The sequence below is a fragment of the Acinetobacter sp. GFQ9D191M genome, assembly GCF_011174875.1.
Taxonomy (GTDB): Bacteria; Pseudomonadota; Gammaproteobacteria; order Pseudomonadales; family Moraxellaceae; genus Acinetobacter.
This window is the reverse complement of sequence record NZ_JAALGV010000059.1, coordinates 1-24,703: the sequence shown is the minus strand read 5'-3', so window position 1 is coordinate 24,703 and position 24,703 is coordinate 1. Positions and strand designations below refer to the sequence as shown.

The 24,703-nt window shown below is 43.3% G+C and carries 17 protein-coding genes and 1 pseudogene; 9 read left to right on the top strand and 9 right to left on the bottom strand.

Features of this window, described 5'->3' with window-relative positions:
• Positions 1 to 10: 10 nt before the first annotated feature.
• Together ppk1 and mtgA are read right to left on the bottom strand one after the other, a co-directional pair.
• Positions 11 to 2,092, bottom strand: coding sequence for a polyphosphate kinase 1 (gene ppk1, locus G5T77_RS08945; RefSeq protein WP_166137025.1), 2,082 nt, complete (start codon positions 2,090 to 2,092; stop codon positions 11 to 13).
• Between the two features lie 111 nt (positions 2,093 to 2,203).
• Positions 2,204 to 2,878: a monofunctional biosynthetic peptidoglycan transglycosylase gene (mtgA, locus tag G5T77_RS08940; protein WP_166137028.1), complete on the bottom strand. Its 675-nt coding sequence runs from the start codon at positions 2,876 to 2,878 to the stop codon at positions 2,204 to 2,206.
• Between the two features lie 77 nt (positions 2,879 to 2,955).
• Between mtgA and G5T77_RS08935 the strand changes: the two genes are divergently transcribed.
• Entirely contained in the window at positions 2,956 to 3,786 is an 831-nt protein-coding gene (locus tag G5T77_RS08935) for a rhomboid family intramembrane serine protease (protein ID WP_166137031.1), read from the top strand.
• A gap of 3 nt (positions 3,787 to 3,789) precedes the next feature.
• On the opposite strand, the gene G5T77_RS08930 is transcribed toward G5T77_RS08935, so the two are convergent.
• Together G5T77_RS08930 and G5T77_RS08925 are read right to left on the bottom strand one after the other, a co-directional pair.
• On the bottom strand, positions 3,790 to 6,285 hold the full coding sequence (locus tag G5T77_RS08930; protein WP_166137034.1) for an FtsX-like permease family protein: 2,496 nt from the start codon (positions 6,283 to 6,285) through the stop codon (positions 3,790 to 3,792).
• Between the two features lies 1 nt (position 6,286).
• The gene (locus tag G5T77_RS08925; protein WP_034704174.1) at positions 6,287 to 7,012 is read right to left on the bottom strand and encodes an ABC transporter ATP-binding protein; all 726 of its coding nucleotides are present in this window, start codon (positions 7,010 to 7,012) and stop codon (positions 6,287 to 6,289) included.
• Between the two features lie 11 nt (positions 7,013 to 7,023).
• Here G5T77_RS08925 and G5T77_RS08920 point away from each other — a divergent pair, with 11 nt between their 5' ends.
• Positions 7,024 to 7,653, top strand: coding sequence for an arylesterase (locus tag G5T77_RS08920; RefSeq protein ID WP_166137037.1), 630 nt, complete (start codon positions 7,024 to 7,026; stop codon positions 7,651 to 7,653).
• 34 nt (positions 7,654 to 7,687) lie between these two features.
• Here G5T77_RS08920 and G5T77_RS08915 read toward each other — a convergent pair whose 3' ends face one another.
• Positions 7,688 to 8,302, bottom strand: coding sequence for a carbonic anhydrase (locus G5T77_RS08915; protein ID WP_004783034.1), 615 nt, complete (start codon positions 8,300 to 8,302; stop codon positions 7,688 to 7,690).
• Positions 8,303 to 8,610: 308 nt separating this feature from the next.
• Between G5T77_RS08915 and G5T77_RS08910 the strand changes: the two genes are divergently transcribed.
• A complete protein-coding gene (locus G5T77_RS08910) occupies positions 8,611 to 9,648 on the top strand; it encodes an alpha/beta hydrolase (protein WP_166137040.1) in 1,038 nt (345 codons plus the stop codon).
• 14 nt (positions 9,649 to 9,662) lie between these two features.
• The gene (locus tag G5T77_RS08905; protein WP_125279206.1) at positions 9,663 to 10,670 is read left to right on the top strand and encodes a hypothetical protein; all 1,008 of its coding nucleotides are present in this window, start codon (positions 9,663 to 9,665) and stop codon (positions 10,668 to 10,670) included.
• Between the two features lie 39 nt (positions 10,671 to 10,709).
• On the opposite strand, the gene G5T77_RS08900 is transcribed toward G5T77_RS08905, so the two are convergent.
• Both G5T77_RS08900 and nfuA read right to left on the bottom strand, forming a co-directional pair.
• Complete coding sequence (locus G5T77_RS08900; protein WP_159122829.1) at positions 10,710 to 12,776, bottom strand: TonB-dependent receptor; 2,067 nt, start codon at positions 12,774 to 12,776, stop codon at positions 10,710 to 10,712.
• 176 nt (positions 12,777 to 12,952) lie between these two features.
• Positions 12,953 to 13,591 (bottom strand): Fe-S biogenesis protein NfuA, encoded by a 639-nt coding sequence (gene nfuA / locus G5T77_RS08895; RefSeq protein ID WP_004783039.1) that lies wholly within the window; start codon positions 13,589 to 13,591, stop codon positions 12,953 to 12,955.
• A 158-nt stretch (positions 13,592 to 13,749) separates the two neighbouring features.
• On the opposite strand from nfuA, the gene G5T77_RS08890 reads away from it, so the two are divergent.
• From G5T77_RS08890 to G5T77_RS08880, 3 genes are all read left to right on the top strand, one after another.
• Positions 13,750 to 14,367 carry a rhomboid family intramembrane serine protease gene (locus G5T77_RS08890; RefSeq protein ID WP_004783040.1) on the top strand — a complete coding sequence of 206 codons (618 nt, stop codon included), beginning with the start codon at positions 13,750 to 13,752 and terminating at the stop codon, positions 14,365 to 14,367.
• A 113-nt stretch (positions 14,368 to 14,480) separates the two neighbouring features.
• Positions 14,481 to 15,425, top strand: coding sequence for an ABC transporter substrate-binding protein (locus tag G5T77_RS08885; protein WP_166137043.1), 945 nt, complete (start codon positions 14,481 to 14,483; stop codon positions 15,423 to 15,425).
• 167 nt (positions 15,426 to 15,592) lie between these two features.
• Positions 15,593 to 17,134: a hypothetical protein gene (locus G5T77_RS08880; protein ID WP_166137046.1), complete on the top strand. Its 1,542-nt coding sequence runs from the start codon at positions 15,593 to 15,595 to the stop codon at positions 17,132 to 17,134.
• Positions 17,135 to 17,542: 408 nt separating this feature from the next.
• On the opposite strand, the gene G5T77_RS08875 is transcribed toward G5T77_RS08880, so the two are convergent.
• Positions 17,543 to 19,162, bottom strand: coding sequence for an inorganic phosphate transporter (locus tag G5T77_RS08875; RefSeq protein ID WP_166137049.1), 1,620 nt, complete (start codon positions 19,160 to 19,162; stop codon positions 17,543 to 17,545).
• A gap of 516 nt (positions 19,163 to 19,678) precedes the next feature.
• On the opposite strand from G5T77_RS08875, the gene metH reads away from it, so the two are divergent.
• Both metH and G5T77_RS08865 read left to right on the top strand, forming a co-directional pair.
• Positions 19,679 to 23,365 carry a methionine synthase gene (metH, locus tag G5T77_RS08870; protein ID WP_004783045.1) on the top strand — a complete coding sequence of 1,229 codons (3,687 nt, stop codon included), beginning with the start codon at positions 19,679 to 19,681 and terminating at the stop codon, positions 23,363 to 23,365.
• A gap of 253 nt (positions 23,366 to 23,618) precedes the next feature.
• A complete protein-coding gene (locus G5T77_RS08865; RefSeq protein ID WP_166137052.1) occupies positions 23,619 to 24,449 on the top strand; it encodes a TIGR02391 family protein in 831 nt (276 codons plus the stop codon).
• A gap of 166 nt (positions 24,450 to 24,615) precedes the next feature.
• Here G5T77_RS08865 and G5T77_RS08860 read toward each other — a convergent pair.
• Positions 24,616 to 24,703, bottom strand: a pseudogene (locus G5T77_RS08860) (IS1595 family transposase); the annotation flags it as partial.

Here is a 24,703-nt window from a genome sequence, read left to right as displayed (position 1 = left end):
TTGCATCGAGTTATTTAAAGGTTTCCAGCAAGGTACGCTGTGCATTATGCGGTTGTTCACCTTCAGCGACTTGGGCACGCACCCAGGTTCCATCTCCCTGTAATAACCAGGCCTGCTGATTGTCTTTCAGGTAATTTAATAAACCTTGCTGGTAAATGCGTTTCTTTAATGCTTCATCTTCAATCGGAAAACAGGCTTCTACACGATTAAACAGATTGCGATCCATCCAGTCCGCGCTTGAGCAATAAATGCGAGAATTGCCATTATTGCTAAAATAAAACACGCGTGTATGTTCAAGGAAACGGCCGACGATTGAACGTACCCGGATATTCTCTGAAAGTCCCGGTAAGCCTGGACGTAGACAACAAATTGAACGGATAATCAGATCAATCTGTACACCTGCTTGAGAAGCTTCATAAAGTTTGTTGATCAGTTGCAGTTCAGTTAAAGCATTGACCTTCACGATGATCTGGGCTTTCTTGCCCGCTTTAGCATTGGCAATTTCATTATCAATATAGTTGATGAGCTGGGCATGCAAGGTAAATGGCGCATGGAGCAGCTTTTTCAGCTTGGCCATTTTCCCCATTCCAGTCAATTCCTGGAAGATACGATGCACATCTTCACATAGATCTTTGTCCGTGGTTAAGAGACCATAGTCGGTATAAATTCGCGCATTACCTGCATGATAGTTCCCGGTTCCCAGATGTACATAACGCACCAGCTTGTTATTTTCTCGGCGTACCACCAGAATCATTTTGGCATGAGTTTTATAGCCAACAATGCCATAGACCACGACAGCACCCGCTTCTTGCAGCACATTAGCAACTGCAATATTAGATTCTTCATCAAAACGTGCACGCAGCTCGATGACTGCAGTCACTTCCTTACCGTTACGGGCCGCTTCTGCCAGCACCTGCACGATCTCGGAATCTGGACCACTACGATACAATGTCTGCTTGATTGCCAGTACCTGAGGGTCACGTGCCGCTTCACGTAACAGCGTAATCACTGGTGCAAAAGATTCAAATGGATGATGTAGCAAAATATCCTGCTTCTGCATGGCACTGAAAACATTTTCAGATTTCTTCAGTACTTTAGGCAGAATTGGCGTATGTGAATCATAACGTAGATGTGGACGTTTGAAGTTGGACAGTAACCGCGCCAGATTAACCGGTCCTGCCACTTTATAGAGCTGTTCTTTATCCAGATCAAATTCTTCCAGCAGATATTCATAAATATGCTGCGGACAATTTTCAGTCACTTCCAGACGGACTGCACGACCAAAACGGCGCGAACTTAGCTCGCCTTTTAAGGCTTTGGCCAGGTCTTCAACATCTTCATTTAAGGCCAGATCGGCATTCCGGGTAACACGGAACTGATAGCAGCCAGTCGCGGTCATGCCCGGGAACAGGTCAGACACATGTTCATGAATGATGGCGGATAACATCACATGATGTTCTTTACCATCAGTCAGTTCATCCGGTAAACGCACAACACGTGGCAATGAACGTGGCGCAGGAACAACCGCAAGATCAATCTGACGGCCAAAGGCATCTTTCCCTTCGAGCGTCACAATAAAATTCAGGGATTTATTCACCAGACGTGGGAATGGATGTGCCGGATCAAGGCTAATAGGCGTAAGAACTGGAGCAACCTGTTCCTGAAAATATTTTTTCACCCAGGCCGATTGTGCCGGTGTTAGCTCTCCACGGCGCAAGAAGCAGATATCTTCCTCACGCAGTTTCGGCAAAATCTCTTCATTTAAAATACGGTACTGGCGTTCAATGGCGGCATGCGCAGTTTCGGCAATCTGTTCTAATACTTGTTTGGGCGTCAAACCATCTGGACTGCGGCTTTCATTGCCCAAATCCAGTTGTTCCATGACGCCAGCTACACGAATTTCAAAAAACTCATCCAGATTACGTGAAAAGATCAGTAGAAAATTCATGCGTTCCAGCAAAGGATGCAGAGGATCGACTGCCTGTTCCAGCACACGCAAGTGGAAATCCAGAATAGACAGTTCACGATTAATGTAACGATCATTATAAGTATATTCGGTCAGTGCCGAAGTCGTACTGGCTGCCGTATTCATATCAAACCTACGCTATTTTCAAGTCTTGCTTATTGCTTTTAGTATGCTTCAAATTAATGACATTTTCATAAAAAAAGCCCAAATATTTGGGCTTTATCTTGATATTTTTATTTAAGGGATTTCGGCATAGCGCATATAACGCTGAATCATACGTTTACGTGCTTTTAGTGCGGATGCATTATGATGATCTTCAAAATATTTTGGATTGGTGAGAATCGCTGCCAGGAAGATGGCCTGATCACGAGTCAGGCTCTCTGCAGTCTTACCAAAATAATGTTTGGCTGCCGCTTCTGCTCCATAGATATTGTCTCCAAACTCAATCGAATTTAAATACACTTCCAGAATACGCTCTTTAGACCACATGCGTTCCATCATCCAGGTCGCGACAGCTTCCTGACCTTTACGCAGGAATGAACGCTTGTTGACGAGGAACAGGTTTTTAGCCAGCTGCTGGGAAATGGTTGACCCTCCTGCCACAACACGGCCTTCATTCTTGTTACGGCTGAGTGCAGTCTGAATACCATCCCAGTCAAAGCCATGATGGTGCATGAATTTTCCATCTTCTGCCGTCACTACCGCCTGCTTGAGATTGGTACTGATTTCATCATAAGGGCGCCACTGATGTTGAATGGGTTTCGAGGGTTCAGTCCAATAATCGATCCGCATCATCATGGTGGTATTCACTGGATTGGTTCGCCACCAGGCTAAACTTGCAAAAATCCACAGTTGAACAAGTAGAATCACACTGACAATCACGAGAAGGGTGCGGGTCAGAAAGGCTTTCATGTCAGTGCGTTACTCCTGAAAATTCAATTTTTCGTGTTAAGCTTATTCGAAATATACAATCACAGCAAAAAAATAGCATGCCTGAATATTCTCCCCCAACAACACATCGCAAACTGGAAATGCAGCTCTGGTGGATGACCGCACTCCTGATCTGCATCAATATCGGCCTGTTTGGCTGGCAGGTTCTGAATGGGATGGATATCACACAGCCAAGTTCTCCAGATGCCATTCGCTGGGGAGCAGATTATGCACCTTTAACGTATTTAGCGGAACCCATACGCCTGTTTAGTAGCATGTTTTTTCATTTTGGCTTAATTCACCTGATGTTGAATATGTGGGCACTGTATATTTTTGGTAGTGTCGCTGAACAAATTTTTGGCCGGATCTATTTTACAGGTCTTTATATTTGTGCCGGCCTGATGGGTAGTTTGCTCAGTGGCTATATGAGTATCCAGGACAGTTATGCCTTAATCGAAGGCGGTGTAGCCAATCCTGGCTTATTGCCGGGTGTTAGTGCGGGTGCTTCGGGTGCAGTCATGGGTCTCGGTGCCTCCCTGACTGTTCTATCTTTACTGCCAATGTTGCCCCGTCAGCCTTTTATTCTGGATAAAAAGACACTGGTAATGATCATGGGCCTTAACCTGGCGATGGGCTTTATGATCAGCGGAATTAACAATGCCGCACATATTGGCGGCATGATCATGGGGGCCGGACTAACAGCGCTCTGGTATCTTGGTCAGAAAATGCAGCGTGGCCGTTTGGTCAGTCTGGTTGCCTTACTGCTCGGCGTCGCTGCCTGTATCGTGCTGTATCAATATAATCTGGCTTTGCTTGAACCGATCCGCCCACTCTGGCAAGAGATTTTACAAATGCTACAACAGCAGTTGGCGGATCAACCTGCAAGATAAATCTTATTGATTCATCTCACGCAGGCTTTGCAAGGGCGGAATTTCGGAAAGATAACTCAGACGATAACGCCCAATCAAGGTACATAACACAGTCATAAACACAGGTAAGATAACCCAGATTTCCCAATGAGGCTGGATGATCAGATCCATCTTATAGCTGGCAATGGCGCTGATCACTTCTGCAAACAGACATGAAACAATACCGGCGAATAGTCCGATAAAACCGATTTCCAGACTCATCATGGTTTTCAGTTTCTGTTTGGAACTACCAAAAGACCGGAGCAAAGCCACTTCACGTTTACGTTCATCCATGAGCAGGTTTAGACAGGCCATCAGTACCAGAAAACCGGATACGCTGACCAGCACAGCCAGAATGGTAATGATCTGCACCAGTACATTCACAATCCGTTTGATTTCTTCCAGAATCAGGCTGACATCAATAAATACCGTATTGGAAAACCGCTGAACCAGATTCACCAGTTTATCTTTATCTGTTTCCGGTACATAGAAACTGCCCAGATAACTGCCCGCATTGGCATCCATAGTATTCGGTGCAAAGATAAAGAAGAAGTTTGGACTAAAACTTTCCCACTCTACTGTTCTGAGGTTCACCACTTTGGCTTCGAGTATGCCTTCAGGCAGGCTAAAGCTGAGCTTATCTCCCAGTTTGATGCCCAGCTCTTGTGCAGTATTGGCTTCGACCGAAACTTCACCCGGCTGTTTCAATCCTGCCTCCCCCTGAACAATCACATTATCCTGAGGATAGCGATCCGACTGGGTCAGATTCAGTTCACGTCTTAAGGTATTACTCTTTTTGACCAGTTCAGCAGCAAAAGGATGATCATTTTTCGCTACCAGACGCCCGCGAATATTGGGATAAAGCGGCGTGCTTTTCCAGCCATTCTGTTCTAACTGAGCTTTTAAGTCAGGCATATCAAAAGGCGGCAGACCATAGACAAACTGGTTGGGTGTCCCTTCCGGCAACTGTTGCTGCCATCGATCAAGTAAATCTGTACGCAGTACAGCCAGCACACTAATCAAACTGAGTCCTAAAGCTAAGGCAGTAATCTGTAAAGCGGTCTGATACGGTGTCCGTACATAGGCAGACAGATTGAATTTCAGATTACGCAGCAGTTTTAAAATACTCCAGACCGTAAAATACAGAACAGCACAAAGCAGAATAATGGCCCCAATCACCCAAGCTGTCAGCACGATATTTTCCGTTAAAATCACACTGAAAATAATCAGACTTAAGGTTCCGGTCAGTAACATCCACAACATCGAATGGACGGATTTTTCCTGCTGACGAATGACCCGAATCGGAGGAGTATTTAAGAGTTGAAACAGACTCGGCATGACAAAGCCCAGTAACACCACTGCACTGGTCAGCATGGCAATTGGCAAGGGCCCCAGCAGCATCGCCGTAGCAGAGAACTCAAGCTGCAAGTTTGGAATCAGCTGTAGCATGAGCTGCAGCAAGCCATAACCCAATGCAACACCTATCACGCTACCAATCAACATGGCGATTAAAAGTACTAAACCCAGCAAAGCCAGATAAGCGGCTAGAATCTGATTTTTGGTCGCGCCAATACAACGCATCAGGGCAATATGATCCTGGTTCTGCTGTACATAACGTTGTGCGGTTAAAGCAATGGCAATCCCGCATAATAAAATGGTGAGAATATTCGCCAGTTGCAGAAAAGTATCCAGATTGGCAATTGGTTTCATTAAACGGGTATTGCCTTCGCTGGCATTACGCAAGCGTAGACTGCCCTGCTGTTCCAGTTCTTGTCCCTCAACCTCAGCCTCTACTTCATCTGAAGTCCCATTTTCAGATTTTATCTTCTGCTTGAACCAGGCTTCATATTGCCGGGTATCGGCTGGATTACCCGCCATTAATAAACGGTAATCAATCCGGCTACCGACCTGAATCGCATTGGTGCGCGCCACTTCTGACTGAGCAATAATTACAGTCGGCGAAAAGCCAGAAAAGCCGAGCTCCTGATTCGAATCCTGCTCGATTTTTGCAGTAACCTTAAATTTGGCATCGGCAATATTCAGTTCATCACCCAGTTTGACCTTGAGTAGATCCATGGCCCGTGAACTCAGCCAGATTTCCCCCGCTTGGATTTTGTCTGCTGCAGGTTGAACCTGTAGCTCTCCTCGTAAAGGAAAAGCCTGATCAATAGCCTTAACATTGACCATGACAAACTGATCATTGGTATAAGCCATCGTACTGAAAAATGTGACTTCAGATTGCTGTAAATCGAGCTGCCTGGCCTGATCACGCCATTCCTGAGCTAGCGGCTCATTATCAGAAAGTACCAAATCTCCCGCCAGCATTTCAGCTGCCTGTAAAGCAACGGCGTTCTGAATCTGTTCCTTACTGAATTTTAGTGCCGTTGTGGCACTAATCGCTAAGGTCAGCGCGATGATTAGCAGATAAATCCCTGTCGTATTAAAACTTTGTCTGAGTAAAGGACGAAAAAGATGCTGCATATCAGCCTCCACTCGCATGTTCAATCAGCTGACCATTGACCAGTTCAAAATGACGCTGGCATTGTCGGGCCAGATCAGGATCATGGGTAACCAGAACCAGCGTGGTGCCTAATTCGCGATTTAACTGAAAGAGCAGCTGTTCAATTTCCTGAGCGGTTTCCCCATCCAGATTACCTGTCGGTTCATCAGCAAATATGATTTTGGGTTCACTGACCAATGCGCGGGCAATAGCGACACGTTGCTGCTCCCCACCCGACAGTACTTTTGGTGTTTGCTGAGCCTGACGGTCTAATCCGACCTTTTGTAGCAATGCCAGCGCCTTTTGTTCGGCATCACTATATTTAAAATCTAGCTGTAAACGTAAAGGCAGCATGACATTTTCAAGCGCAGTAAGATGAGGTAAAAGCTGGAAAGACTGAAATACAAAGCCAATATTTTTTAGCCGGACTAAAGCACGCTGTTCTTCATTCAAGTTCGATACCAGCTCTCCACAAACCGTTAACTGCCCGGAACTAGCCTGATCTAAAGTGGCCAAAATGCCCAGTAAAGTTGACTTTCCTGAACCGGAACGCCCAGTAATGGCGACCTGTTCTCCAGTCAAAATTTCCAGCGAAAGATCTTCAAAAATAGTCAGTTGTTTTTGTGAAAGTTGTATCTTTTGTGTCAATTTCTGGGCAGAAATAATCGCTTGTGGCATGATGGTCGAATCGTTGCTGCTTTGAATCATACGTGTCCTATATGAAAGATCTAAATCAGAAAAATCGTGTATTGCCTTGCCTGGTATTCTTTGGACTGTGCCTGATTCCTTTTAGTCTGTCGGCAAAGACCATTATGATTATGGGTGACAGTATAAGTGCTGGTTATGGCATGCAACCACAGCAAGGTTGGGTGCATTTATTACAAAAGCGTTTGGACCAACACTATCCGAAACAGCATAAAGTGGTCAATGCAAGTGTGAGCGGTGAAACCACCAGCGGTGCCTTGGCAAGGCTGCCAAAACTGCTACAGACGCACCGTCCAGATGTTGTGGTGATTGAGCTCGGCGGGAATGATGGCCTGCGTGGACAGCCACCCCAAATGATTCAAAAAAATTTAGCTGCTCTAGTACAGCAGAGCCAGAAAGCCAAGGCGAATGTGGTTGTTTTTGGAATGAAAATGCCGCCAAATTATGGTCAGGCATATAGCAAGGCTTTTGAAAATAACTATAAGGTGGTCAGTCAGCAGTATAAGGTGAAATTGCTCCCCTTCTTTATGCAAGGCGTCGCTGGCAATAAAAGCCTGATGCAACAGGATCAGATTCATCCCAACACCAAAGCTCAAACTATTTTATTAAATAATGCTTATCCTTATATTAAAGGCGCCCTCTAAGGCGCCTTTAACTAAATCAAATCTTGAGATTTACTTAGAAGTCGAAGAACGTCACTTCACCGGTTTCAAGTGAATATTCTGCACCAATCACCTGTAACTTACCTTTAGCAATCAGGCTTTCTAGAACTGCAGAACCATGACGCAATTGATTTACTGAAGCAAACACATTAGAGCGCACTGCATGTTTAGACAGTTTATTCAGGTCATCTTTCAGTTCAGTCTGCATTAGAATTTCAACTGATGGACGTACACGGTTCACGATTGACATCAGATTTGCAGATGGCGGCGTTGCTGGATTGGTTAATGCTTCAATTGTTGAATGAATAGCGCCACAATGTGTATGACCCAAGACAATTACAATCGGACAGCCAAAACTTTCTGCTGCGAATTCGACACTGCCGACTTGAGACGGTGCAACAATATTACCTGCTACCCGAATGACAAACAGATCACCTAGCCCTTGGTCAAAGACCATCTCTGCGGGTACACGTGAATCTGAACATCCTAAAACAATAGCAAATGGTTCCTGACTTTCTGCCATCTCAGCACGTTGCTGATGCGATAATAATTTTAAATGCTGCGTTTCACCATTGACAAAGCGCTGGTTACCCTTTTTAAGACGATCTATAGCTTCCTGAGCTGTGAGCATTCTTTTTTACCATCGATGTTTTTAGTGGGAATATCTTACTGCTAGATTTTTTGAATGTCACTTGCAAAAAAAATTAGCTGTAAAATTTTTAGCGCTTTGATGATTTCTTGTTCTGATAATTTTTCTGTGAAGTTCATCACGTTTTTTGGGCAGTTTTTCTGCTCAAGCTAATAATTAACAGATGTACAATATTAAGGAATGCTTTAAAATAAGTGAAAGATTACGATTTGATTCATCTATAAATTGCAAATCGATAACACGGAAGTATTTTGAGCGTTTTTGCTCAGTTTTTTCAGGGGACAGTGCTAATGAAGAAAATAATAAAATTGCGCTCAAAAATTATCTATTCCACTTTAGTCGCTCTGGGTCTTAGCCTATCTAGCCTGAGCCATAGCCAATATCTGTTTACGCCGCCGAAAGCCAAGTCTGCCGAAGTTTTACAGCTGTATCTGAGCCAGCAACGCATCCAGGCGGGTCTACAATCCAAAACCTTAAAAATCGGTGATGTGACCTGGAGTTATAGCGAAGGCGGGGCAAAAAACAAACCCTCGATTATCCTGATTCATGGACTGGCAGGTACACGCGACAACTGGAATCGTGTCGCCCAGTTTTTGACTCCGTATTATCATGTCATCATTCCAGATTTGCCGAGCAATGGCGATACCCGGGTTCCAGCAGATTTTGATTTGTCTGTACCCAATGTCACTTCGCAATTACGTACTTTTGTCGAAACCTTGAAGATTGAAAAAAATCTGCATGTCGCTGGCCATTCTCTAGGCGGTTCAATTGCGACAGTTTATGCATCCCAATACCCTTTCGATACCCAAAGCCTGTTTCTAGTAAATAGCGCCGGCATCTATAAAATGGGCAATACGCCTTATACCAAAGACCCACATGCGCTCAAAGATCTGATTGTCAGTAAACCGGGCGATCTGGAAGATGTCTCCAAACAGCTGATGCAGAATCCACCAGCATTGCCTTACCAGTTAAGACATGCGCAGGAAAAACTGTTGATTGCCCGTTCGGAACAAACCAGCAAATCGATTGATCAGGTGGTGATGCTTAACCGGCTGTATACTCCTGATACCTTTGCCCGTCTGACCCGTACAGTGGAAGCCCCGACTTTAATTTTATGGGGAAAACAGGATCGAATTATTAATGTCGAAGTGGTGAAAGAGCTCTATTCACTGCTGAAACGTGCTGAAACTCCAGTGATTTTAAATAATGTCGGTCATATGCCGATTCTGGAAGCAGAAAAACAGGTCGCCCAACATTATTTGCCTTTCTTGGCCAAGACCCAGACCCTAAAAAATCCACTTGCTGATAAACTCATTCCTTTCAATTAAGTTTCAGAGAAGTTATGCAGAAACACCCGATGATTGAGCAGTTGATTGATGCTCAACTTGATTTTCTTGATCAGGTATTTTCTCAATCTGAAACCATTCAAAGCGAGTTTCATGAGTTTTATCTCTGGTTGCGCAAGCAGACCCTAAAAGATCTGTGGAGCTGTGAACTGATCAATCAGCTACTACAAAAGCAGATTCTGGATACTGCTGCCAGTTCTTTTCTGATTGAGCAGATTGCCGAACATATCCGGTTCGCATTGGTTCATCCAGCCAATGATACAACCAAAATTGCAGATGTCATTCCGGTACTGACCATTGATAAAATTGCACAATATGTGGCCAGCAAAAGTGGTCATCGTCAGCGCCTAATCAAAGCGGTGGTGAATAACCCTGCTTTCTCGGCCATGATTACGCAACTGATCCAGCATTCGATTCAGGATTATCTGGATAATTCTGTGATTGCCAAGAGTGTGCCGGGTGTTTCCCGTTTTATGAAAATGGGCAAATCTGTTCTAGAAAATGTCACGGATTCCAGTCTGGACAACACGGTCTCCCGTTATCTGCAAAAAAATATTTTAAAACTCAGCCAAATGAGTGAACATGTCCTGAACCAGCACTTTGATGATGACAAGCTATACCATTTTCAGGCCAATCTCTGGCATAAGATCAAAGACATGCCGCTGTCCGTGCTCAAGAACTATATTGAAACCCAGGATCTGAACCAGACGGTAAGTTTGGGGCACGAAATCTGGGATCATATGCGCCAGACGGAATATATGCAGCAGCAACTGCATGACGGGATTTATACCTGGTATGTACGCAATCAGGAACATACCTTTGACCAGTTATTGCGTGATCTAAATATTGATGAAGCATTGATTCAACATGAATTGAATGAATTGCTGACACCGATTATTCAGCAGATGATTCATCAGGGCTATTTGCGTGAACGTGCCCGTGCCTATCTGGAAAAATTCTATTATGCTGAAAATACCTTAAAAATTTTAAAGATTGAAGACTAAAAAAAGCCGCTCGAGAGCGGCTTTTTCTATTAGTTATTTTTAGAATTTAGCATTCAAGCTGATACCGTAACGACGGCCATCCAAAAGCTGATCGCCATCAATATCTTCAGCTTTTTCATCAAGAACATTATATACGCCAAATTTACCTGTTAAATTCGGGCTAAATTTGTAGTTAAAACCGACATCTACAAACTGATAACCAGGATTAGGTTCAGCCATAGAAGTACGGCTCAAGTACGCTGAGGTTTCAGAACGATAATGCAAACGGCTCCATACATTCAGTGCATCATTTAAATCATAATCCACGCCAATATTAAACATATGTTCCGGCATCTGGTTCAGTGGCTGACCTTTAAAATCACCCGATTTAAACTCTGAATCGGTATAGGTATAGTTGGCAGTTAAAGTCGTGTAATCATTCAGGTCAGCTTCTACAGTAGCTTCTACACCGCGAATTTCTGCTTTATCGACGTTAATCCGCTCACTGATAAAGTAGAATGGAATATCCCCTTCGAAACAGCTCCAGTTCTGCCAGTTATTACGGTTTGTGGTTGTACCGTCAGTATCGGTTTCACAGGCACGAACTTCCGTAATCCGGTCTTCATATTTAGTGATAAAGCCTGTAAGCGACGTATTGATATAATCATTTTTCCAGTTAAAACCTAATTCAGTCGACACGCTTGATTCAGGTTCCAAGTCTGGATTGGCACGGATAATGCCACGACCTGTCGGTAATGGCGAACCGCCACCACCCGTTACGCTATAGAAGCCTTCAGTAGCTGCGCGAATATCAGGCTGTTTATAACCGGTTGCTACACCGCCTTTTACAACGAAATTATCATTTACAGAATAGACGCCATAAAGTCGTGGTGATAAATGGCCGCTATAGTTTTCATCATGGTCATAACGTAGACCAGCCGTTAAGTCGAAACGATCCGTCATACTCCAGGTATCTTCGAGGAAGGCAGCAGCAGACCAGCGTGTAAGCTCACTAAATTCAGGCGCATTTGGATTACGGTTCGTTGCTTTATCGACTAGTTTTTCATCCTTGAAATATCCGCCGAAGGACAAGGTATGATCGCCTAATAACCAGTTCCACTGACTGTTCGCCGTCCAGGTATCCAGCGTGATTCCTTTAGTTCCCAGCTCGGTATTGCCACGATCCGGGTTCTTTGAATTTTCATATTGGATATAGGATGAGCTGTCCAAATTATCGCTATAACGGCCATTATGTGTCACTGAATAAACATTACGGTAATTACGCGAGAAAGAGTCTTCTGCCCCTTGAGCTGGCTCTACCGTTTTTCCTACCGATGTCGTCGATTCCTGCTGAACAAAATTGGCTTCAAGCTGTACATCATGATCATCATTAATTGCATAGGTCAGACGTGAATTTAAGCTTTCACGTTCTGTTCCACGGAAACCACCCACATAATTATCTTCTGTACGTTCTTGTTTATTAACTGCCAGTTGCAAGCCAAGCTTATCTGCAATTAAAGGGCCTGTCAGATAGGCAGAACCATTTTTAATGTCACCTGAACGGTTACTGTCCTGAACGATGGTTCCTAATTCAACATTCCCAGACCATTCATCCGATACTTTTTTGGTAATGATATTGACTACCCCACCCATCGCATCTGAACCGTATAGCGTTGAAGCAGGACCACGGATAATTTCAATACGCTCAATGGCAGCAATCGGTGGCAGAATATTTTTTTCAAAACCGCCATCATCACCATTCGGGTTCACATCCTTGCCATATTGACGTTTACCATCTACCAGGAACAAAGTGTAGTTTGAGCTCATCCCGCGGATACTAATGGTCTGTGCAGATCCCGCACCTGAAACTACTACCCCTGGGGCATTACGTAATACATCCGTAATATCGTTATATTCGCGTTTATCTAATTCTTCACGATCAATCACTGTAATGGATGCTGGCGCTTTAGCAAGATCCTGCTCATAGCCTGTTGCAGTCACCACAATCGTTTGCAGTTTTGTTGCTTCAGCTTGCGGAACAGCTGTTTCTTCTACTGCAAATGTATTACCCGTCATCGCTGTAAATACAGCAAAAGCTATAGTCGATTTTATGAATGGCTTAGTCATGCTTTATACGCCCCAAAGTCATTTTGATGAAGAAATCATGTTGAAATTGTCACGCATTGTATCAAATGTAACTATAAATACAATTAGTATTGATAATTATTATCATTATTAAATTTAGATAAAAAAATACCCCGAGCATTCGAGGTATTTTTTACAAGCTAAATTTTATTAGAGACTTATTTGAAATAAGCACCTTCAGCTTGAGTATGGTCAGTCTGGTCAACGACACGTGCCAACTCAGGAATGTGCTGTTTCAAGGTTGTTTCAACGCCTTGTTTTAAAGTCACATCAATTGCTGAACAGCCTTGGCAACCACCACCAAATTTAAGAACCGCAGTTAAGCCATGCTCAGGATCTTCAACCACTTCGACCAGTGCACAGTTACCACCATGACCTGCAAGACCCGGGTTAATTTCTGACTGAAGCACATAGGTAATACGTTCTTCTACAGAGGCATCAGGACCGACACGTGGCACTTTAGAGTTTGGTGCACGGAAAGTCAGCTGACCACCAAAACGGTCTTTATTGTAGTCAATAACTGCATCTAGCAAGTATGGAATTGACGGAGAGTCAATATAGGCCGGAAAATCTGGATATTCCTGCTTATAGTCTGTAGGTACAACCTCATCAGGTGCACTATAAGCCATGCAACATTCAGCGCGCGGTGTACCCGGATTTTCTACAAACACACGTACGCCAATACCTGGTGTATTCTGTTTGTCCAATAGATCCTTTAAATACTCTTGTGCTGTCGGTGTAATCAAAAGATTTGGAATTTCTTCTGCAACCGGAGTGTTGCTGTTCTCAGTCGACATAACAATAATTTCCTCAAGCTGAAGCTGCTATTTTAACTGAAGATGCGGGGTAATTATAAAAATTCAACCAAAATTGTCGGATTTATTATAAAAGTCGCACTTTAGATTTGTTTTAATGGCATGATCATTGTCAAATAGATAGAACCAGAATTACTTATATGCTTGATTTACCTTTTAATCATACTGTCACTATTATTCTGATCACCTGTATTGTTTCTTTTATTGCTTTTTCAAAAGAAACGGTAATGAATCGTCTGATTTTCTGGCCGCCTGCCATGCAACGTGGTCAATATGACCGTTTCATTACCCATGGTTTTATCCATGCAGATGGCACGCATTTACTATTCAATATGATCACGCTGTTCTTTTTCGGCAGCATTATTGAAAGTTTTTATCGCCAGTATTTATATGATCTGGGCTTTATCCTGTTTTATCTAGGTGGTCTGGTTGCAGCGATTCTGCCAAGTTATCTGAAACATAAAAATGATGCGCGCTGGGCCAGCTTAGGTGCTTCCGGTGCAGTATCCGCGGTTCTGTTCGCTTATATTCTGTTTGAACCATGGAAGCTGATTTTCGTATTCTTTATTCCAGTCCCTGCGATTATTTTTGCTGTTTTATATGTGGCCTATAGCATTTGGTCGGGCAAACGTGGCAACAGCAATATTAATCACAGTGCCCATCTTTGGGGTGCAGCTTATGGTGTGGTGATGACGATTATTCTGGAGCCACGACTTATTCCGCATTTCCTGAATAAATTGACTCAAATCCCCTTCTAAAGTTTTGAATGATTAAGGGATAGCAAATATCCCTTTTTTAATCATTCACATATGAAAATGATTTTCATTTCCACTAATTATGCTAATCTTGTCGCGAATTTAGAGGAATAAACATGGAATTTAAGACTTTAGCACTTGCCACAATATTAGGACTGACAACTTCTTTTACAGTTTCTGCACAGGTCACTTTCGACTATAAAAACCAAAATATTCAACTTAAAAAAGCGCCAAAAAAGATCGCAGTGTATGACCTGTCTGCACTGGATACCTTGAATGCACTAGGGCTTGAAGCTCAGTTGGTGCCTTCTGCAAGCTTTGCAGGCAACTTAAGCAAATACCAGCAGGACAAATTCACCAAAGCTGGTTCACTGTTCGAACCGGATCTCAATGTACTAAAAACTGCTAAGCCCGACCTAATTATTATTGGTGGCCGTTCGGCTTCTAAAGCCGAGGCAGTTAAAGGTATTGCTCCGACTTTAGATCTTACTCCAGATACTAGCCAATATATTGCCAATCTGACGGAACGTACCCTTGTCTTGGCTCGTGCATTTGGTAAAGAGAAAATTGCTACTGAAAAGCTCGGTAAAATCGCAACGCTGCAGCAACAGCTTAAAAAGCAGACTGAAGGCAAAACTGCACTGATGCTGTTTGCGGTCGGTGAAAATTTTATGCCACATGCAGAAAATGACCGTTTTGGCTTTGTCTATGAATTAGCAGGTTTTAAACCAGTCTTGGATCCCTCTGAACAGTCGGATGCACCCCGTCCAGAAGCCGGCTCTCCAGAAGCATTGAAAGCAGCTGAGAAAAATATTCAGCGTATTACAGCAGCCATTGAGAAGAATCCAGATTACATCATTGTCCTGGATCGTGGTGCAGTGAATACCCAGAAATACACCGCTCAGGATAATATTCAGAAACACTCTGTATTGAAAAATGCCAAAGTCTTGGCAGAGAAAAAAGTGATCTATGTGAATGCTGATGCCTGGTACATTACCGGTGCGGGTTTGGACAATACCGCTTTCATGCTGGAAGAACTCATTAAAGGCACAGCGAATTAATTTTTAACCTATTGCTAAAAAGGAAGCTTCAAGCTTCCTTTTTATTTGAAACATCTCGTAATAAATTAAGACCCAAGACTGGAATTTAATGCCAACCCAGGAAGCAACTTAGCAGCGATAATGTATACATCTGTATATTAATTGCTGTAAGTTGCGAGATATTTTGCATGTCCACTTCCCTAGACGGTCTTCAATTTCCCATTTCTGCTTCACAACAAAAACCAAGCACATCGAAAATCGGCCGTAACATTATTTCTGAAGCCTTAGGCGCAGTCGATCCTGTACATGCTACTGCAGCACAACAGGAAAAGAACTGGCGTAAGCAATATCCAGTACACTTTAAACATCTGGTTGAAGATGGATTACGCTCCGCAGGTGCAGCACTAAGTATTGCCAAGCAAGGTCTAGAAACTGCACATGCCAGTTTTGAGTTTTATCGTGATGGTCAGAAGCATCTACTGAAAGATGTGATGTCCTTGCCTGCGCAGAAACTGCATACTTTCCAACTGAAAGGTCACTCTGAAAGAGCCCCAGAATGGTATGTACCTTACCATGGCAAAAAGCTGCAAGGACAGGATTTACTTGATCAAATCCAGTCTTGGGAAGATCGTGGCATTGTCGAATCAAGTCATGCTAATGCCCTGCGTAAATGTATTGCTCATCCAGAATGGTTTGACTTATCCGATCGCACTACAGTACTTTTCGGTGCTGCCTCTGAAGCCGGTCCACTGACCTGGCTGTCGAAATGGAAAGCCAATATCGTCGCGATCGATCTGCCGAATACACGCGTATGGGGCAAAATTCTGGATACGGTTAGCCAAGGTAATGCGACTTTATATGCACCATCAGTTGAAGCTCTTCCTGCTGATACTTCACTGGAAGTTCTAAAAGAAAAACTGGGCGCCAACCTGCTGACTCAAATTCCCGAAATTGCTCAATGGCTGATTCAGTTCAAGCAGGATCTGGATTTGGCGGCAATTGCTTATCTGGACGGTGAAAAGCATGTGCGTGTTTCGATGGCGATGGATGCTATTATGAAATATGTCAGCGAGCAAAAAGCCAATACCAGCCTGATGTACATGTGTACCCCAACCGATGTATACGCAGTTCCAGAAGAAGTGGTTTACGCTTCTCAAAGCAAATACCAGCAACTATCTAAACTAGAAAGTACTTTGACCAAAGGTATTTCCCTGATTTCACGCAAGCATTTCTTCCAGAAGAATGAGCAGGATCTGTTTAAGGTTAGCGACAAGTCTTATGGTGTTTGTGACTGTCTGGTCGTTGAGCAAGGTCCGAACTATGCACTGGCTAAACGCATCCAGCAATGGCGTGCAACATTGGCTCGTGCCAACGGGCAGCAAGTGAGCATCAATATCGCCCCTTCAACCACAACTTACTCTGTGACCAAGAACCCACTGCTGAAAGCTGCGTTTAATGGTGCCAGCCTGTTTGATGTAGAAGCTTTTGCACCTGAAACCACCAATGCGATTATGGCGGCATTGTGGATTCATGACTTACGCAACTCTGAGTCTGTTGCAAATCCTAATGTACAACTCAACCATCCACTTGAGTTGATGATGTCAGGCGCAAATCATGGCGGTTTATGGCGTGTGGCTTATCTGGCACGTACTGCTCTACCATTTGCCGCGCTTTATGGTTTTGCAACGGATAAATTACCAAAGGGATTATTGGGTAAGTTGAAGAAGTAATTTTTTCTGAAATAAAGACGAAATCAATTTTATTGGTCAGGCGACATGGATGTCGCCGTTAGGCTGTGATATAGGGACATATCATCAGCTTAACAAAAGATTTTTGTTACCTTGCGAAGTGCACTTCTCATCTTTCAAAAGTAAGGCTAAGAAATACTCATTTTTTACATTTAGTTGAAATTAGCTATTAATCCTTCTATTAAAGTACTTTTAGCCTTCTGATTACCCTCACCCCTTGCGCAGCAATGCTACTCATCCAATAGAGAGCATCCCTTATAATTTTGCAAGCCATTGGATAACAAACGGTCTTCTATTTCAGCAAAAAAAATCACCAATTTTAAGGTTAGAAAATTTTCTCCCATCCATAAAAAAACGCTGCCTTTGCAGCGTTTTTTTACTTCCAATCTTTTAGAAAACTTTTAACAACAACCAGTACAGCGCACCAGATAAACAGATCGTTGCTGGCAGCGTAAATACCCAAGCAGACAGAATTGACTTCACCATTTTGAAGTTCAGACCGGACTTGTTCGCCACCATGGTACCTGCAACCGCAGAGTTTAAAACGTGCGTGGTAGAGACTGGCATACCAAAGCCATCAGCAGCCGCAATCGTAGACATGGCTACTAGCTCAGCAGACATGCCCTGACCATAAGTCATATGTTCTTTACCGATCCGTTCACCCACAGTCACGACAATTCGTTTCCAGCCGACCATCGTTCCCAGACCAAGTGCCAAGGCTGTTGCGACTTTTACCCAGGTTGGAATGTATTGCAGGAATGAATCCAGGTTGTCGCGATACTCATCAACGGTTTGTTCCTGAGCCTCGCTCATTGCCGGTAAAGCTTCTGCTTTATCCAGACGTTTAAACGCTGTGGTACTCAGGTACATGTCATTACGGAATTCTGAAACTTGTGCTTCTGGAACATCCTTGATATTGCTATAGCTACCAACTTTATCACCCAAATGATCTGTCAGGCTTGCCAATGCAGGAACAACCTCAGCATTCAATTCTTTGGTTTGAATGTATGTGGTAATGATGGCACGTGCTTTTTCGTCTGGAATATCTGCATGCTGCGGATAAATCGCATCAGCCGTTTGCGCAGACAACTGACCAAAAGACTGGATATGTGCTGCATCCAGATTTTTATTCAGTGAATATGCCAAAGGTACACAGCCGATCAGGATCAGCATAATCAGACCCATACCTTTTTGACCATCATTTGAACCATGCGCGAAGCTTACACCAGTGCAGGTAAAGATCAGAATGGCACGAATCAGCGGTGGTGGTGGTTTGTTGCCTTCAGGTGGCTTAAACAATTCAAGCTGCTTTCTGAAGATCTTTTTCACCAGCAGGAATAGCACTCCAGCAAAAGCAAAACCGATCAAAGGTGAAAACAGCAATGCTTTACCAACTTTCAGCACCTGCTCCATATCCACACCAGAAGCGCCACCACCCGAATTCAACAGATAGTTCATGATGCCCACACCCAGAATCGAACCGATCAAGGTATGTGAACTGGAAGCAGGAATACCAAGAAACCAGGTGCCCAAATTCCAGAGAATCGCAGCGATCAGCATGGCAAAAACCATAGCAAAACCGGCACCTGTGCCGACATTCATGATCAGTTCGACAGGCAATAATGCAATGATTCCGTATGCAACAGCACCACTGGCCACCATTACCCCAAGGAAATTACAAAAACCTGCCCACATGACTGCAACCGGTGCAGACAATGCATTGGTATAAATCACGGTCGCAACCGCATTGGCCGTGTCGTGGAAACCGTTGACGAATTCGAAGCCCAGCGCAATGAATAACGCCGTGCCTAAAAGAAGCATTGAATACAGACCGATCGGTGGGACATGAGCTAAATCTGAAGTCAATTGGAAGCCGATATAGATCAGCGTGGAGATAATTAGAGTCAGAAACACCGGCATAAAAAATTTCGGTGTGGGCACATGAACATTGGCCGGCTTATCAGAAGGCGACTGTTGTGCTGAACCTAAGGGAGTTTGATTAGAATTCATGCAAGCAGGAATAGAGGATTCAAGAATCCCCATATTGTTCAGTTAAATTGTGACAATTATATGACAAAGTGCTGTCATATAAACCAGTTTTTTAGACTTTCTCGTTGCCGTTTATCCTGTAACCACATGCTCTAAATTTTAAAAATATACAAATACAATCAATTATTTATTAAAAATAAAACGCTTGAATCGCCCAGCTTTATTCATGTTTTGCAATATATCTGATCATGCCTACCCGGCTGTCATATTTCCGAGCCTGTCATATTTGGCTAAAGATTAGCTTTATAATATGACACTCTGATGAAAGCTGCTTACATTTTATTTTCCAGTCGTACCCTTTTATCAAAAACTTTAATTTCCAGATTTCCATCTGTTTTCAGCTTTCTATACCGGCTTGAGTTTCTTTATCAAATTTTCATATCAAGCATATCCAGCATTCTGTATAAGCGTTACAGAAAACTGCGCACTAATCTGTTAAGATTATTGCCGTTTTTGATGCTTACTGAGAAAGTTTGAATGTCCACACTTGCCACCCTAAAAGAACTTCTTGCCAAGAGAATTTTAATTATCGATGGTGCGATGGGTACCATGATCCAACGCCATAAATTGGAAGAAGCCGATTATCGTGGTGAGCGTTTTGCTGATTGGGCATACGACCTTAAAGGCAATAACGACTTACTTGTGCTGACTCAGCCACAGATTATTCAAGGCATTCACGAAGCCTATCTTGAAGCCGGTGCCGATATTATTGAAACCAATACCTTTAACGGCACCCGTGTTTCAATGTCTGACTATCACATGGAAGATCTGGTTCCTGAGATCAACCGTGAAGCGGCGCGTCTTGCCAAAGAAGCCTGTGCAAAATACTCAACGCCTGAAAAACCACGTTTTGTGGCAGGTGTGATTGGGCCGACATCACGTACTACGTCGATTTCACCAAATGTAAATGACCCTGCTTTCCGTAATATCACTTTTGACGAATTGAAAGTGAATTACATCGAATCAACCAAGGCCTTGATTGAAGGTGGTGTTGATATCATCCTGATCGAAACCGTATTCGATACTTTAAACGCCAAAGCTGCCATCTTTGCAGTGAAAGAAGTATTTAAAGAACTAGGCACTGAATTGCCAATCATGATCTCAGGTACGATTACTGATGCGTCTGGCCGTACTCTGACTGGTCAAACTGCAGAAGCGTTCTGGAACTCAATGCGTCATGCAGAACCGATTTCAATTGGTTTCAACTGTGCCCTTGGTGCAGATGCGATGCGTCCACATGTGAAAACCGTGTCTGATGTGGCTGATACTTTTGTGTCTGCGCATCCAAACGCTGGCTTGCCAAATGCTTTCGGTGGTTATGATGAAACTCCGGAAGAAACTGCAGCCTTCATTAAAGAATTTGCTGAAAGTGGTCTGATCAACATTACCGGTGGTTGTTGTGGTACCACGCCGGATCACATCCGCGCGATTGCTCAAGCAGTTGAAGGGATTGCGCCGCGTCAGGTTCCTGAAATTGAACCAGCGTGCCGCCTAAGTGGTTTGGAACCATTTAACATCACCAAAGATTCATTGTTCGTGAACGTGGGTGAGCGTACCAACGTCACCGGTTCTAAAAAATTCCTGCGTCTGATTAAAGAAGAAAACTTTGCAGAAGCGCTAGATGTTGCGCGTCAACAGGTTGAAGCCGGTGCACAGATCATCGACATCAACATGGATGAAGGCATGCTCGATTCAGAAGGTGCGATGGTGCACTTCCTGAATCTGGTGGCATCTGAACCTGATATTTCTCGTGTGCCAATCATGATTGACTCATCAAAATGGGAAATCATTGAAGCTGGTCTGAAATGCGTACAAGGTAAAGCGGTTGTTAACTCGATTTCCCTGAAAGAAGGTTATGACGAGTTTGTAGAACGTGCCCGCCTCTGCCGTCAATATGGTGCTGCGGTGATCGTGATGGCATTCGATGAAAATGGTCAGGCTGATACTGCGGAACGCAAAAAACAAATCTGTAAGCGTTCTTATGACGTGCTGGTGAATGAAGTTGGCTTCCCTTCTGAAGATATCATTTTCGACCCGAACGTGTTTGCGGTAGCAACCGGTATCGAAGAACACAACAACTATGCAGTCGATTTCATCGAAGCCACTGGCTGGATCAAACAGAACCTGCCAAATGCGATGATTTCTGGTGGTATCTCCAACGTATCGTTCTCATTCCGTGGTAATGAGCCGGTACGTGAAGCGATCCATGCGGTATTCCTGTACTACGGTATTCAGCAAGGTTTAACCATGGGTATTGTGAATGCTGGTCAGCTAGCAATTTACGATGACATCGACAAAGACCTGAAAGATGCGGTTGAAGATGTGATCCTGAATCGTAACCAAGGTGAAAGCGGTAATGAAGCAACTGAAAAATTGCTGGAAATAGCTGAAAAATACCGTGGTCAAGGTGGTGCACAAAAAGCGGAAGAAAACCTTGAATGGCGTAATGAAAGCGTTGAAAAGCGTCTTGAATATGCACTGGTTAAAGGTATTACCACTTACATCGACCAGGATACTGAAGAAGCTCGCCTGAAAGCTGTTCGTCCACTCGACGTAATCGAAGGCCCATTAATGGCCGGTATGAACGTAGTCGGTGACCTGTTCGGTGCCGGTAAGATGTTCCTGCCACAGGTAGTGAAATCTGCACGTGTCATGAAACAGGCCGTAGCTTGGTTGAACCCGTACATCGAAGCAGAAAAAACCCAAGGCGAAGCCAAAGGTAAAATCCTGATGGCGACCGTAAAAGGCGACGTACATGACATCGGTAAGAATATCGTAGGCGTGGTACTGGGCTGTAACGGTTATGACGTGGTTGATCTTGGTGTGATGGTGCCATGTGAAAAGATTCTGCAAACTGCGATTGATGAGAAAGTTGACATCATCGGTTTGTCTGGTCTGATCACCCCTTCTCTAGATGAAATGGTCTTCGTTGCTAAAGAAATGCAGCGTAAAGGTTTTAACATTCCATTGATGATTGGTGGCGCAACGACTTCTAAAGCGCATACTGCAGTGAAGATTGCTCCGCAATACCAGAATGATGGCGTGTACTACACGGCTGATGCTTCTCGTGCTGTAGGTGTGGCGACTCAATTGCTTTCTGCCGAAATGAAGCCAAAACTGGCAGCAGACTATGCAGCGGATTATGAAAAAATCCGTACCCGTCTTGCCAACAAACAGCCAAAAGCGGCGAAGCTGTCTTATGCAGAATCAGTTGAAAATGGTTTCAAAATCGACTTCGACAAGAATGCACCATTTAAACCAAACTTCATTGGCTCACAAACTTTCACCAACTACCCTTTAGAAACTTTGGTGGAATACTTTGACTGGACACCGTTCTTTATCTCTTGGAGTCTTGCGGGCAAATTCCCGAAAATCCTTGAAGATGAAGTCGTGGGTGAAGCCGCACGTGACCTGTATGCACAAGCACAGGCGATGTTGAAAGACATCATCGAAAATAAACGGTTCGATGCACGTGCTACTTTCAGCATCTACCCTGCAAATCGTACCGGTTCAGATACGGTTGCTGTGACTGATGAAGCTGGCAATGTAACGCATACTTTCGAACACTTGCGTCAGCAGTCTGACAAAGTAACCGGTAAGGCTAACTACTCATTGGCTGACTTTATTGCGCCTAAAGATGTGGCTCAGGATTATCTGGGTGGCTTTACCGTTTCGATCTTCGGTGCGGAAGAATTGTCTCAGGAATATAAAGCCAAAGGTGATGACTATAATGCGATTATGGTTCAAGCCTTGGGTGACCGTTTTGCGGAAGCCTTTGCAGAGCATCTGCACCAGCGGATCCGTAAAGAGTTCTGGGGCTATCAGGCTGACGAAACTCTGGACAATGATGAATTGATCAAAGAGAAGTATGTCGGCATCCGTCCTGCGCCGGGCTACCCAGCTTGTCCTGAACATTCTGAAAAAGCGCCATTGTTTGACTGGTTAGGTACGACTGAGAAGATGGGTACTTACCTGACTTCTAGCTTTGCGATGTGGCCACCTTCATCAGTGAGTGGTTTCTATTATGCAAACCCTGAAACTGAATACTTTAACGTGGGTAAAATCTCTGGTGATCAACTGGAAGATTATGCGAAGCGTAAAGGCTGGACACTGGATGAAGCGAAACGCTGGTTAGCGCCAAATCTGGATGATTCAGTGGTTTAATCCCCCTCGATCCCCCTTTGATAAAGGGGGAAGAATCCATTCTTATCGAATATAAAAAATCCCCTCGAGTGAGGGGATTTTTTTGTTTTTAATCTCCCCTAACCCCTCTTTTTTCAAAGAGGGGAATTTCACGTATTAATTTAATTACATAACAGCTCCTCCCTTTTTAAAGGGAGATTGGAAGGGATTAAATTGCTATAAATAAAATGAATATTTAGAATGCTTAAATCCATGAAAAATTTAAAATTGACAAATGGCAATAATAAAAAGTTTAGATCTTGGAAGCTTAGAGAGCATCTGTAAAACTTTAGGTGAAACTAATAATGGGCTTTCAGGAACAGAAATTACCAAGTATCTGGCTGAATGTAATATCAAAGATCTTCAATTAAATTCAACAAAATGGAAACGCTTATATGATGCTCTATACTCAAAACAAACTGAAGATCGCTGTTCCAATAATGTCTTAGCTTTTATTAAGTATGTTATGCGTCCTTCACGACATATCCATAGAAAAGAATGGTTTGAAAATATACGAACTGAATTGAATTATGTATTGTCATTTGAAGGTTTTGAACTCAATGAAAGTGGCGAACTCAAGCAAGCAGACAAAGTTCAAACTTTTGATGAAGCTGAAGCACGAGCACAAAATTTAAGAAAAACTTTATTAGATAGAAAAATACATCCTGATGTTTTAGCCTTCTGTAGAGCAGAACTACTTGTAGATAATTATTTTCATGCGGTTTTTGAAGCCACTAAAAGTATTGCTGAGAAAATTAGAATCAAAACAAAACTAACAAGTGATGGTTCTGAATTAGTAGATCAAGCTTTTGCATATAAAAATAAAGTTCCTTATTTAGCCTTAAATAGTTTAGCTACACCAAGTCATCAGAGTGAACAAAACGGTTTTATGCATTTACTTAAAGGGATATTTGGAACATTTAGAAATACTACAGCTCATGCCCCTAAAATCACATGGAATATAGATGAACAAGATGCTTTAGATATTTTATCAACTGTGTCCTTAATTCATAGAAAATTAGACAAAGTAGTTGAAGCTAAAAAAATGTATGAAGGTAAAATGTAATCCCTCTTAACCTCCCTTTGAAAAAGGGAGGAACTACATGATTTCATAACCGCCATCAAATTCGTTTGAAGTCCCCCTTTGCAAAAGGGGGATTTAGGGGGATTCTTTAGAAAGCTCATTCAAACAATATTTATAAGGCTCTAGACTAGCAGATTTACACTTAATTTTACCTAATGAGGTTCCACAGCTCAGTTGCTAACTCATTAGGTTCCCTCATCCAACGCCATTCAGTTTCTTTAAGATGATAAAAAAAG